At 70.1% G+C, this 11891-nt stretch carries 11 protein-coding genes; 1 reads left to right on the plus strand and 10 read right to left on the minus strand.

What is annotated here, in order from left to right; all coding sequences use genetic code 11:
- Window positions 1–22: 22 nt before the first annotated feature.
- The 5 genes from ACFXGI_RS16695 to ACFXGI_RS16715 form a co-directional block, all read right to left on the minus strand.
- Window positions 23–1726, minus strand: coding sequence for a WD40 repeat domain-containing protein (locus ACFXGI_RS16695; RefSeq protein ID WP_384706617.1), 1704 nt, complete (start codon window positions 1724–1726; stop codon window positions 23–25).
- Complete coding sequence (ribA, locus tag ACFXGI_RS16700; protein ID WP_384706619.1) at window positions 1723–2394, minus strand: GTP cyclohydrolase II; 672 nt, start codon at window positions 2392–2394, stop codon at window positions 1723–1725. The genes ACFXGI_RS16695 and ribA overlap by 4 nt, the downstream gene beginning before the upstream one ends.
- The gene (locus tag ACFXGI_RS16705) at window positions 2340–3689 is read right to left on the minus strand and encodes an MFS transporter (protein ID WP_384706621.1); all 1350 of its coding nucleotides are present in this window, start codon (window positions 3687–3689) and stop codon (window positions 2340–2342) included. Before ACFXGI_RS16705 ends, ribA begins: the two co-directional genes overlap by 55 nt.
- Entirely contained in the window at window positions 3686–5584 is a 1899-nt protein-coding gene (locus ACFXGI_RS16710; RefSeq protein WP_384706623.1) for a PQQ-binding-like beta-propeller repeat protein, read from the minus strand. Before ACFXGI_RS16710 ends, ACFXGI_RS16705 begins: the two co-directional genes overlap by 4 nt.
- A 663-nt stretch (window positions 5585–6247) precedes the next feature.
- Window positions 6248–6823 carry an NADPH-dependent FMN reductase gene (locus ACFXGI_RS16715; RefSeq protein WP_384706625.1) on the minus strand — a complete coding sequence of 192 codons (576 nt, stop codon included), beginning with the start codon at window positions 6821–6823 and terminating at the stop codon, window positions 6248–6250.
- Between the two features lie 446 nt (window positions 6824–7269).
- Between ACFXGI_RS16715 and ACFXGI_RS16720 the strand changes: the two genes are divergently transcribed.
- Window positions 7270–7938, plus strand: coding sequence for a GNAT family N-acetyltransferase (locus tag ACFXGI_RS16720; protein WP_384706627.1), 669 nt, complete (start codon window positions 7270–7272; stop codon window positions 7936–7938).
- A 24-nt stretch (window positions 7939–7962) separates the two neighbouring features.
- Here ACFXGI_RS16720 and ACFXGI_RS16725 read toward each other — a convergent pair whose 3' ends face one another.
- Genes ACFXGI_RS16725 through ACFXGI_RS16745 form a run of 5 tightly spaced genes read right to left on the minus strand, consistent with a single transcriptional unit; the run spans window position 7963 to window position 11890 of the window.
- Window positions 7963–8733, minus strand: coding sequence for an ABC transporter ATP-binding protein (locus ACFXGI_RS16725; RefSeq protein WP_384706629.1), 771 nt, complete (start codon window positions 8731–8733; stop codon window positions 7963–7965).
- The gene (locus tag ACFXGI_RS16730) at window positions 8730–8909 is read right to left on the minus strand and encodes a hypothetical protein (protein WP_384706631.1); all 180 of its coding nucleotides are present in this window, start codon (window positions 8907–8909) and stop codon (window positions 8730–8732) included. Before ACFXGI_RS16730 ends, ACFXGI_RS16725 begins: the two co-directional genes overlap by 4 nt.
- A gap of 13 nt (window positions 8910–8922) precedes the next feature.
- Complete coding sequence (locus ACFXGI_RS16735) at window positions 8923–9591, minus strand: ABC transporter ATP-binding protein (protein ID WP_384706633.1); 669 nt, start codon at window positions 9589–9591, stop codon at window positions 8923–8925.
- Window positions 9588–10973 carry a branched-chain amino acid ABC transporter permease gene (locus ACFXGI_RS16740; RefSeq protein WP_384706635.1) on the minus strand — a complete coding sequence of 462 codons (1386 nt, stop codon included), beginning with the start codon at window positions 10971–10973 and terminating at the stop codon, window positions 9588–9590. Before ACFXGI_RS16740 ends, ACFXGI_RS16735 begins: the two co-directional genes overlap by 4 nt.
- The gene (locus ACFXGI_RS16745; protein WP_384706637.1) at window positions 10970–11890 is read right to left on the minus strand and encodes a branched-chain amino acid ABC transporter permease; all 921 of its coding nucleotides are present in this window, start codon (window positions 11888–11890) and stop codon (window positions 10970–10972) included. The genes ACFXGI_RS16740 and ACFXGI_RS16745 overlap by 4 nt, the downstream gene beginning before the upstream one ends.
- Window position 11891: the final 1 nt, after the last annotated feature.

Genomic DNA, 11891 nt, shown 5'->3' on the forward strand with positions numbered 1-11891 from the left:
ACTCGCCGAGCAGGTCACGGCGTCAGACGCCGTTCACCTCCCGGGCCGCCGGGACCGGGTACACCGAGCCGTCGTACGAAGCCGCGAGGAAGGTGTCCGCCTCCGGCGCGTAGTGGAGGCTGGAGATGCCCGCGGTGGTCGGCTTGCCGACGTACGGCCAGGCTCCGGTGCGCGTGTCGTAGACGGCGACCGTGCCCCCGTACGAGCCGGTGGCCACCAGGGCGCCGTCGGCGGAGGCCGCGACGCACTTGACGGAGTGGTCGTGCGGGGTGGGCACGGCCGTAGCACCGTCGCCGTCCCACAGCCGCAGGACCAGGTCCCGGCTGACGCTGGCGAACCGGCCGCCGGGCAGCGGTGCGCAGCCGTTGGCGATCCGGGTGTGCGCCTCCTCCACGCGGGCGGTCTCCTGAAGGGTCTGCGTGCTGAACCAGCTGGCCGAGGCGTCCGCGCACACCGCGAAGATCGTGTCGCCGGACACGGCCAGGCCCTTCACGGCGTTGGCGAGCAGCGGGAGCGTCGCCACCTGCTCGACCACCCCGTCCGCCCGTACGGCGAAGACGAGACCCTCACCGGTGTAGGCGCCGACGACGACGTGCGGTACGCCGTCGCGCTCGAAGGCGGCCGCGCAGTTCAGCGGGGAGCGGTGCTGGTGGAGCGTCTCGCCGGTGTCGGCGTCGAAGACCCGGCCCAGCTGCCCGCCGGTGAGCACCCGGCCGCCCACGGGGACCAGGAAGTTGCACAGGCTGTCCGGACGTCCCCCCTCGACCCCGTCGACGCGGACGACGCCCGCGTCCCCGACGGTGTAGGTGCGCCCGTCCGGCAGGGTGGTGACGGCGTTCACGCAGCGCGTGCCCTCCACCAGGTCCAGGTTCCAGGTCGCGGACACGGTGTCGTACGTCGCGTACGTGGAGCCGAAGGTGGCGAAGGCGAGCGTGTGGTCGTCGAGGAACGCGCAGGACCGGGCCCAGATCTCCGCGGGGAACTCGGCGGTGTGCAGCGGGCGCAGCCCCTCGGCCGTGTCCCACACCCGCAGGGAGCGGTCGTAGCTGAGGCTGACGAGGGCGCCGGTCGCGGAGTTGAGGACGAGGCGCTTGATGCCGGCGTCGTGGGCCGGGAAGTACTCGGTCTCGCCGTTCTCGATGCGGATGATGGCGCCGTCGTCGTTCCCGGCGAACACCACGCCGCCGCGCGTGATCGCGATGGTGTCGGTCTCGACACCGTCGAGGTCGATGTCGGCGGTCATCTCACCGGTGGTGAGCGACCAGCGTTTGATCGTCCCGTCGTCGCTGGAGGAGATCAGCTCGCCGGTGGCGGGCAGCCACTCGACGGAGATCACGTCGGCGGTGTGGCCCTCGAAGCGGCGGACGACGGCGCCGGAGAAGTCGTACACGCGGACCGTGTGGTCACGGGAGGCCGTGGCGACCAGCTCCTGCTCCGGGTGGAAGACGGACATCTCCACGTCGTCCTTCTGGTCCCCCAGCACCGCGCGCAGCCGCAGGTCGGGGACCGACCACAGGCGTGCGCTGTAGTCGCTGGAGGAGGTGACGAGCAGCGAGCCGTCCGGACTGAACGCCACCTGGTTGACCAGATGGTCGTGCACGCCGCGGGCCAGGGGCGTGTGCCCCGCGGCGTCCCAGAGGATGACCTGGTTGTCGTAGCCGGCGGTGGCCACGTAGCGGTCACCGAAGGTGGCGACCCCGCTGATCGGTCCCTGGTGCTTGATCACGCGATCATCTCCTTGAGGCTGATGGTGTGCAGCGTCTTGTCGGCCTTGGCCGTGAGGTACGAGATGTTGTGGGGGTTGGCGAACACCCCGGTCCGCACGGTGCTGCGCACGGCGATGCCGTACCGGGTCAACTGGCCGGACTTGTCGGGGTTGTTCGTGAGCAGATCGACCTCGGTGATCCCGAGCGTCCGCAGCATCTGCGCCGCGGCCGTGTAGTCCCGCAGGTCGTCGCCGAGGCCCAGGGCGCGGTTGGCCTCGTACGTGTCCAGGCCGTCGTCCTGGAGCCGGTACGCGTCGAGCTTGTTGTAGAGGCCGATGCCGCGCCCCTCCTGCCGCAGGTAGAGCAGCACGCCTCCGACGCCGTCGATCATCCGCAGGGCCTCGTGCAGCTGCGGACCGCAGTCGCACCGGGCGGATCCGAAGACGTCGCCGGTCAGGCACTCCGAGTGGAGGCGGACCAGGGGGACGCCGTCGGCCGGGCGGACACCGAGTTCGAGGGCCAGGTGCTCCTTGCCGTCGGCCAGGCCGTCGAAGGTCATGACCCGTGCGTCGAGCTGGGGGCCGGGCCCGAAGCTCAGCGGGACGCGCACCTCGGAGCGCACCGTGGCACGGGTCAGGAGGGACCCGAGGTGGGACGTCCTGTGGGATGTTTCGGCAACTTCGTGCATGGTGATTCCTCCTGGACGTTCGATTCGGAGGCGACCGGCGCGGACGGCCGGACCCAGTCTTTGCGGCCGCGCCTCAGGTACCAGAGGGCGGAGCACGCGCCCAGGCCGAGCACGAGGAACGTCCCCCGTGCTCCGACGGCCTCGGTCAGTGCCGGGGTGACGGCGGGCGAGAGCAGCGCGGCGCCGCCGGTGATGAGCCACATCAGACCCGAGGCGCGCCCCAGCACCGGCCCGGGCAGGTACTTGACCCGCATCATCACGACGGTGCTCAGGACGGCGCCTTCGCCGAGCGCGCCGAGTGCGACCGCCGCGAGGAACACCGGCCACCACGGCACGGCCAGCAGCAGCAGCGACAGGCCGCAGGCCGTCATGCCCAGCGTCAGGGAGATCCACGGGCGGATCCGCTTGCGCTGGGCGACGAGCAGGTTGCCCGCGAGCATGCACGCGTTCATCACGGTGATGACGGCGCTCACCGAGCGGTCGGAGAGGTGCCAGGTGTGGCCGAGCGAGTAGACGACCAGGGCTTCGAAGCCCGCACCGCAGGTGATGGCGAGCACCACCTGCACGATGAGCATGTCGCGGACACGGCGGTCCGCGACGATCGCGTTCCACCCCTCGGAGAGCTTCCAGTTGCGGCCCGTGCCGGGCCCGCCCGGCTGGACGCGGGGCGGGTGCACCCCCATCGCCCAGACCGCGATCGGCGCGAAGAAGGTGGCCAGGTTGAGCCACAGCAGACCCTCGTAGCCCATGAAGGGCAGACAGAGGGAGAAGACCACGGGGCCGATGAGGGTGGCGGCGAAGAAGAGGCTGTTCAGCGTCCCTCGTGCGCGCACCGGGCAGTCGGGGAACATCCCCGGCACTCCGGTCATCCAGCCCGTCCGGTACGCGGCTCCGCCGATCGCGACGAGCAGCGCGCAGACGAAGAGCGAGGCCGGGGTGGGCGGGCCCGCGTGCAGGACGAGGTTCATGACCAGGGCGGCGGCGGCCTGCAGCAGCAGACCGGGTACGACCAGGGCCCGCGGCCCCCAGCGGTCGGCGACCCAGCCCAGGGAGGGGGCCAGGAGCATGCCCACGGGGACCGCGGCGGCCAGCAGCGTCATGATGGCGAGCGAGCCGGTCAGCCGGTAGGCGAGCAGCGGCAGGGCCGTGGCGTACATCGCCTCGCCGATGTTGTTGACAGCGTTTCCCGCAGCGAACACCCTGAACCGCGGGCTCTGGAAGGGCGAGGGCTCGACCACCGCATCCGAACCGGAGGCGGGGCCGGCCTTGGGCATGGTGGCCGCGGGAGAGCTCATCGTGCGCCGGCGTTCGGATAGTCGCCGGTGGAGGTGGGCAGCCACAGGTCGCGCACGGCGGTCAGGACGCTGTCCTTGCGTTCGCGGTCCAGCCGGTAGAGCCGGAGGTATCCGCCGCGGCCGCCGATGACGACGTACGTGGTGCCGTCCTGGCCGCGCAGCAGGGCGATGCCCTTGGGGAAGTCGGGCAGGTCCTCGTGGAGCCCGAGGAGTTCACCGGTTTCGTGGTCGTACGCCGCGACCTGGAGACCGTACGTGATCGCGACGAGGATGCCGTCGGCCACGACGGAGTTCTCGCAGGTGTTGTCGAGCAGCTCGGTGAAGCGCTGGCCGAGCTTGGGCTCGCCGACCTCGAACTCCTTGATGCCGCCGCCACCGGTGGCGTGCACCCGGTTGCCCTCGACCAGGAGGCGCTTGGGATAGCCGCCGAGTTCGGTGGTCCATGTGGCCTCGCCCTCTGCGGAGTAGGCGGCCATCACCCCGTTCCGGGTGGCGATGAGCCGGCTGCCGTCCTCCAGGTAGGCGCTCGCCCAGGCGCTGGCGGGCAGATCGTCGATCCGGGACAGCTCCTCCCCGGTCGCGGCGTCGAGTTCGATCGCGCCGGCGTTGCAGGCGACGAGCAGTCGGCTGCCGTCGGGGGACCGGCTGAGCGTGTGCGAGACGGCGGGCATCTGCCGCTCCCACACCACGTGGCCCGCGCCGGAGACGCGGCGTACGGTCCCCGGCCAGAAGACCCCCGCCCAGCCGTCGCCGAGGGTGACGAGGCGGCGGGTGAAGCCGAGGCCCGAGAACTCCTGTCCGGCCAGGACGAGCGCCGGGTGGCCCGGGACCTGCTCGACCAGGCGCAGCAGGGCGGTGCCGTCGTCGGTCGCGGCCAACAGTGCGCTGTCGTCGCCCGGGACGGGCTGGAGGTCCCACACGCACTGGCGCTCGTAGCCGAGCCGGGCGCGTACGGTGCCGTCCGCCGTCAGCGCGGTCACCTCACCGTCCTGGGTGAGGGTGTAGACGTCGCCGTGCTCGTCGATCGTGATGTCGATGATCTGGTGGCTGAAGCCGCCCACCCGCTTGGCCACGCGCAGCTCGGGGTCGGTGTTGTCGAAGATCAGCAGCTCGCCGTCGAAGCCGCCGGTGTAGACGGAGGAGAAGTCGGGCGAGAAGACGAGGCCTTCGACGTCGTTGCGCGCGTAGTCGAAGCGCTCGCCGACGGTGCCGTCGAGACCCACCGTGATCACGCCGTTGGCGATGTTGTGGGTCTCGTCGATGCCCGCGTCGCCGAGGGCCCAGAGACGGTTGTGCCGGGCGTCGTAGACGACCCGGTGGACGTTGGACGTGTCGACCTGGACGACCGTCGGGAAGGAGAGGTCCGGCAGCGAGCCGAGGTGGATGCGGCCGGACCGGTCGGAGACGGCGTGCACGCCGGGGGCGTCGGTGCAGAACCATTCGAGCATGTCGTAGCCGTGCGGCCACTCGGTGATCCGCTCGACGGTGAAGGTCTCCAGGTCGATGACGACGACCTGGAAGTACCCGTTGTTCGTGTAGAGCTTGCCGTCCCAGACACCGATGCCGCGGAGCATGGTGGGGGCGGGCTGCTCGCCTTCGAGGAGCAGCGAGGCGTCGGCGGTCGCGGCGGCGTCGAGGCGGTCGGAGAGCCGCAGGGTGTCGGCGTGCCAGCGGGAGATCGTGCCCGTCTTGTCGCGCGTGACGATCCAGTCGTCGACGAGGGTGACCGCATAGATCGGGTCACCGGCGGGGTCCTGCGACGGGGCGGAGGAATTGGACGAACTCAGCACGTTGAGATCACGGTCGAGCCAGTGCAGACCGCCACGGGCGTCCGCGCCCAGGAGGCCCCGGCCGGGACTGTTCACGATACGGGTCAGGCGCTCCAGGTTCGCCATGGAAATACCCCCTGTTGGTTGGTTCAATGGGACAGCCCCCGGGGAAAGCAGTTCGCTTTCCCCGGGAGACAGGTGCCCGAGGGGGTGAGCCCCCTCAGCTGAGATGCGGATTCCGCATCAGATGTCGTGTCGGACGACACGACGGACGATCTTCTTCATGCAATCACCTCCTTCCACGGGTGAGATATCGGGAGAGGCGCCCGGAGAGATCCGGCCCCTGGGGGTCTCAGATCTTGTTGCGGGTGACACGACGGACGATGCCCTTGGCCATGAAAGTCACCTCCCTCGCTGCGCGATACCGGGAATGATCAGGCGACCCCGGAGGGCACGGCTCAGATCTTGTTGCGGGACACGCGGCGGACGACCTTCTTCACAGCAACCACCACCTTCGCCATGACTCCGGCGGAAGCAATCGATCCGACCCGGAAGGGCTCAGATCTTGCTGTTGATGACACGACGGACGACGTTCTTCTTCATGGAATTCACCTCCTCCGCACATACGAGGGGCGGGACCGGAGAATCAGATGTCGTGACGGACGACGCGACGGACGATCTTCTTCACTCGATCACCTCCTTCCAGTGGCGGGTCATTTGCCGTGCCCGGATCGAGACCGCTGCCTCGACGGGCATGTCTGTGGGTGTGCACGAGGGGGCCTGGCGACCCTAGGCGGCGACGGGGAGCCGGTGGTGGCCGCGTACCGCGGCGACGGTGGCTTCGACGAGGCCTTCGAGCTCCGCCACCACCGAGGGTTCGGTGATGGTCCCGTCGCGGCCGACCAGGAATTCGGCATTGCCGATGGCCACCCGCGCATGGTCGATCAGTACGGCGCCGCACCTTTCGAGGACCCTGCGCGTGTCGGGCTGCGCATCGGCGCCGCCGTATCTCCCCGGGGAAGCGGTGAGGAGTGCGACGGGCTTGCCGGAGAGGGAACTCGCCTTCCACGGTCGGGAGAGCCAGTCGAGGGCGTTCTTCAACGCCCCTGTCATGGCACCGTTGTAGGACGGTGTACTGATGATCGCGGCATCGGATGCGATGAGCAGCTCGCGTGCGGCACTCACCGCTGCCGGTCCGGGACCCACGTCCAGATCCTCGTCGTAGTAGGGAAGATCGGCGACCCTGATCTCCGAGGTACGGAATTCACCGTCACGCCGGTCGAGAATGCCCCGGATGGTGGCGAGAGCCGCACTGTTCACCGAGTGCCGGCGCAGACTTCCCGACACGAGAACGATCCTGGACATACCTCAACTCCCTACCGATCGGCGGCCCTCCGTCTCCTTGGCGGTTGGCCTTCCTCGTAGGAATGAGATTGCCTCCTGGAGTTCATTGGCGAGAACTCTCCTTTCAGGCTGAATCAAGTCGGGGCCGAATCGGCCGCGGAATCCGCCCTTCCCGCCGGGGTGGCCCGGTCGGGGAATACGTCCGGCCCGGCGCGCCGCAGAAGGCGCGTGGGCGGGCAGGCCTGAACCCGACCGGGAACCCGGGACGCCGGCCGTCCGACGACGGGCGTCTTTGAGCCTCGACGCCGTAGGACGAGGTGCCCGAAACGGGCGATGGGGTGCGTACTCGACTGGCCGGAAGAGGCCGTACAGGGGGCTGCCGGGGCCGGGTGTCCTCCGCGGTCCGCCGCGACCCCTGATGTAATAATCAATCCACGAGTTCAGTCGTTACCCACGAGGGGGAAGTCTTGCCTTTCGCGCACACCGCCGAGGCCGTACGGGCATGGGTTCACGGTTGGTCCGCTTCGCGCGGTGCAGCCGAACCCGCGCCCTCAGCCTGGGGTTTCACCATCGACGTGGGCCTGCACGGGCACGTCATGCGCCACGTCCTGCACTCCGCGGACGAGGCGACCGTCCGCGAGATCACCGGTGACGCCACCGCGCCCGGCGTCTGGTTGAAGGCCTTCGTTCCGCCGGAAACACTGGAAACCTGGCTCGCTCCCGGCTGGCACCTCGCCGGCGGAGCCGGCTACTTGATGGCCGCCGCCCTGCCCGTCGCCCCCACCCGGGCCCCGGTCCGGATCCCCGCGGGGTACCGGATGAACACCTGGACACGTGACGGCGTCACGCGCGCTCTGGTCCGCACCGCCGACGGCGCTTTCGCCGCCCGCGCCCAGATCGCCGTCACCGGCCGCACCGCCGTGGTCGACCAGGTGGAGACCGACCCGGCCCACCAGCGCCGCGGCCTGGGGCGCCTGGTGATGGACAGACTCACCGAGGCTGCCGCGCAGCAGGGGGCCACGGCAGGCGTGCTGGGCGCGACGCCGGAGGGCCGTGCTCTGTACGAGACGACAGGATGGCGCGTACTGGCCCCGCTGACCAGCGCCCTGCGCGGCCCTGACCCGGTCGGCACCTGAGGGAGCAGCGGGTGTGTGGTGGTGTCAGGGGGTGGTCTCGCCGAGGTAGGCGGTGCGGATACGGGGGTCGTCGAGGAGCTCGTGGGCCGGGGCGTGCATGGTGATCCGGCCCGTCTCCAGGACGTAGCCGCGGTCGGCGATCCTGAGGGCCTGGGCGGCGTTCTGCTCGACCAGGAGCACCGTGGTGCCCTGGGCGTTGATCTCCTTGATGATCTCGAAGATCTGCGCCACGATCAGCGGGGCCAGGCCCATCGACGGCTCGTCGAGGAGCAGCAGTTCGGGGCGGCCCATCAGGGCGCGTCCCATGGCGAGCATCTGCTGCTCCCCGCCGGAGAGGGTGCCGGCCTGCTGGGTGCGCCGCTCGGCCAGGCGGGGGAAGAGGGCGAACACCCGCTCCAGGTCCTCCTGCCGCAGCCGTTTGAAGCGGTAGGCGCCCATGTGGAGGTTCTCCAGGACCGTCATGTCGGCGAAGACCCTGCGGCCCTCCGGCGAGTGGCCGATGCCGAGGCCCACGACCGAGTGGGAGGGGATGCCGTCGATGCGCTCCCCGCAGAACCTCACCGCTCCCGCAGCGGGTCGGTGCAGGCCGGAGATGGTGCGCAGGGTGGTGGTCTTGCCGGCGCCGTTGGCGCCGAGCAGTGCGACCACCTCCCCCTCGCGGACGGCCATGTCGATGCCCCGCAGCGCGCTGATCGCACCGTGGGACACGTGGAGATCGGCGAGTTCCAGGATCGTCGGGGTCGGGACCGGGGCCGTGACGGCGGTCCTGTGCGCGAGGTGTGCCGCTGCGGTCATCGGGTCCGTCCTTGCCGGGAGTCCGTGTCGGAGGTGCCGAGGTAGGCCTCCACGACCGCCGGGTCGCGCTGTACCTCGGACGGCGAGCCGGAGGCGATGACCTTGCCGAAGTTGAGCACGGTCACCCGGTCGGCCACCGAGGTCACCAGGGGCATGTCGTGCTCGATCAGCAGCACGCTGATGTCGAGTTCACGGTTGATGCGGCGGATCAGCGCGGCCAGTTCCCGCTTCTCGGTGGGGTTGGTGCCCGCGGCCGGTTCGTCCAGGAAGGAGCAGCCGGGGGCCGGTGGCCAGCGCCCTGGCGATCTCCAGCCGGCGCTGGTCCCCGTAGGAGAGGGAGTCGGCCCTCTCCTCGGCCCGGCCGTCGAGGCCCACCAGTGCGAGCAGGCGCCGGGCCGTCTCCTCGGCGGCGCGTTCCTCCGCCTTCGCCCGGGGCAGGCCGAGCATGATGCTCAGCGGCCCGCAGCGAGTTCCGCTCTCCGCCGCGACCTTGACGTTCTCCAGGGCGGTCAGGGCGGAGAAGAGGCGGATGTTCTGGAAGGTACGGGCCACACCGAGCCGGTTGACGTGGTGGGGCTTGCGGCCGAGCAGGCTGTGCTCCGTACCGGCGTCGGTGCGCAGGAGCACGCGCCCTTCCTGTGGTGTGTAGGCGCCGGTGAGCGAGTTGAACAAGGAGGTCTTGCCCGCGCCGTTGGGGCCGATCACGGCGTGGATCTCGCCCCGTCGTACGGTGAGGTCCACTTCGGAGAGGGAGACCAGGCCGCCGAAGCGCAAGGTCACTCCCGATACCAGGAGGACCGGGGCGCAGGTGTCGGGTGCCGGCGCCGGCGCCGTGCGCTCCGCGAGTGTGGTCGTCATGATGCCTCCCGCGTGCGGACGGTGCGCCTGCGGCGCCTGGCGGGCAGGAGTCCCTGCGGGCGGTAGATCATCATGACCACCAGCAGGGCGCCCAGGTACATGAACCGGTCCTTCTGGTCCACCACGTCCTTCAGGCCGTGCGGCAGATAGGCCAGGAGTGCGGCCCCCAGCAGGACGCCGGGGATGGAGCCCATCCCGCCGAAGATCACGTAGGCGAGGACCAGCACCGAGTACAGCAGCGGGAAGTTCTCGGGGTTGATGAACCCGACCTTGCTGGCGTAGACGGCGCCGGCGACTCCGGAGGTGGAGGCGCCGATGGCGAAGGCCATCAGCTTGTACTTCACCGTGTCCACTCCGTGCGCGGCCGCGGCGACCTCGTCCTCGCGGATGGCCTCCCAGGTGCGTCCGATCTTGGAGCGCACCAGCTTGCGGAAGAGCAGCACCAGGACCGTGATCAGGCCGATGAGCAGCCACAGGTAGTCCAGCGGGTCCAGGCCCCAGCGGTATTGCACGGGGCCGAGGTCCACGGAGAAGTGCGGGATGCCGAAGACGCCCAGGGAGCCGCCCGTCACCGATTCGGCGTTCTTGGCGATCAGGTAGATGATCTCGTGGAAGCCGAGGGTGACGATGGCGAGGTAGTCGCCGCGCAGGCGCAGGGTCGGGGCACCGAGCAGGATGCCCGCGAGCAGGCAGGTGACCATCGCGACGGGGATGGACAGGAACGGGTTCAGCTCGAACGGCGGCTTGACGGGCAGTTGTCCGCTCCAGAAGGCGGTGCTGTAGCTGCCGATCGCGAAGAACGCCACGAAGCCGAGGTCGAGCAGACCGGCCCATCCGATGACGACGTTGAGTCCGAGGGCGAGCAGGATGTAGATGCCGACCCAGTCGACCAGGACCTGGTTCGTGGACCGGTCGAACAGCAGGGGCAGGAACACGGCCGCGGCGAGCCCGGCCACCACCAACGCCACGCGCAGCCCGGGGCGGCTGTCGAGTGCCGGGCGGATCCTGGCCAGCGGAGCGGCGGCCCTGGCACCGGAGGCCACGGCACGGCGCGGGGCGGCGCCGAACTCGGCGACCGCCCAGAGGGCGACGGCCGCGGCGATCCAGGCCCACAGTGCGGTCCCGGTGAAGGTCGTGCGCAGGGAGAGCAGCAGGTCGGCTCCGGATCCCTGCTCGCCGGTCATCACGGCGAGCAGGACGCCGACGGCGGTGAGGGTGCACAGCCTGCGCCAGCGCGGACGCTCGTACCAGCGGTGCCTGCGCAGGGCCGCCAGGGCCTCGGCCGAGGGCCGGGTGGGACGGAAGGACACCGTGGACGTGGACATCGGGAGGTGCGCGGCCCGCCCCGGGGTGACCACACGCGTGTCGTCGATCGTGCTCATGCCGTCCTCCCGAGCTTCGCGCTGAGGATGCCGGTCGGGCGGAACATCAGCACGACGACCAGGACCGCGAAGGCCGCGACGTAGCGCCATTCCTCGCCGAACAGCGGGACGTTGTAGGTCTCGACCAGGCCGAGAAGCATTCCGCCGAGCATGGCACCGCGAATGTTGCCGATGCCGCCGAGGACGGCCGCGGCGAAGGCCGTGATGCCGGGGATGAAGCCCATGGTGAACGAGACCTGGCTGTTGAGCCCGAAGAGGAAGCCGGCGATCCCGCCGAGGACCCCGCCGATCACGAACGTACGGGAGACGATCCTGTCGATGTCGACGCCCATCAGGCCGGCGGCCTCGGGGTCCTGTGCGACGGCCCGGATGGCGGAGCCCAGCTTGGTGCGGCGCACCAGCAGGTCGAGGCCGACGATCATCACCAGCGCGGCGACGATCAGCAGCAGCTTGACGACGTCGACCGGTGCTCCGAGAACGTGGAAGAGCACGCCGTTGTCGAAGAGCGCGGGCATGGCCTTGGGGTCGCGCCCGAAGAGCTTGCCCGCGAGGTTGTAGAGGAAGAACGAGGCGCCGATGGCACTGATCAGGAAGATCAGCGCGGGCGCGTTGCGCTTGCGCAGCGGCCGGTAGGCGACCTTCTCCAGACCGAAGGCGGTGCCCGCCCCGACCAGGCCGGAGACGACCAGGCCGAGGAGGACGAGCAGGACCGACACCAGCCCGGAGGGGTGGCCGGGGGCGACCTCGGTGAGCACGATCAGCGCTCCGAAGCCGCCCAGCATGAACACCTCGCTGTGGGCGAAGTTGATCAGCTTGAGCACGCCGTAGACCAGGGTGTAGCCGATGGCGATCACGGAGTACAGCGCGCCGAGCGCGAGGCCCGGGACCAGGTAGTCGCGGAATTCCAGGAGTGTCATC

The sequence above is a fragment of the Streptomyces sp. NPDC059355 genome, from assembly GCF_042752335.1.
In the GTDB taxonomy this organism is placed as follows: domain Bacteria; phylum Actinomycetota; class Actinomycetes; order Streptomycetales; family Streptomycetaceae; genus Streptomyces.

Coding starts and splice junctions, on each gene's coding strand:
- ACFXGI_RS16725 (WP_384706629.1), bottom strand. CDS start 8,733: ATGACCGCAGCGGCACACCTCGCGCACAGGACCGCCGTCACGGCCCCG.
- ACFXGI_RS16735 (WP_384706633.1), bottom strand. CDS start 9,591: ATGACGACCACACTCGCGGAGCGCACGGCGCCGGCGCCGGCACCCGAC.
- ACFXGI_RS16715 (WP_384706625.1), bottom strand. CDS start 6,823: ATGTCCAGGATCGTTCTCGTGTCGGGAAGTCTGCGCCGGCACTCGGTG.
- ACFXGI_RS16745 (WP_384706637.1), bottom strand. CDS start 11,890: ATGACACTCCTGGAATTCCGCGACTACCTGGTCCCGGGCCTCGCGCTC.
- ACFXGI_RS16740 (WP_384706635.1), bottom strand. CDS start 10,973: ATGAGCACGATCGACGACACGCGTGTGGTCACCCCGGGGCGGGCCGCG.
- ribA (WP_384706619.1), bottom strand. CDS start 2,394: ATGCACGAAGTTGCCGAAACATCCCACAGGACGTCCCACCTCGGGTCC.
- ACFXGI_RS16705 (WP_384706621.1), bottom strand. CDS start 3,689: ATGAGCTCTCCCGCGGCCACCATGCCCAAGGCCGGCCCCGCCTCCGGT.
- ACFXGI_RS16710 (WP_384706623.1), bottom strand. CDS start 5,584: ATGGCGAACCTGGAGCGCCTGACCCGTATCGTGAACAGTCCCGGCCGG.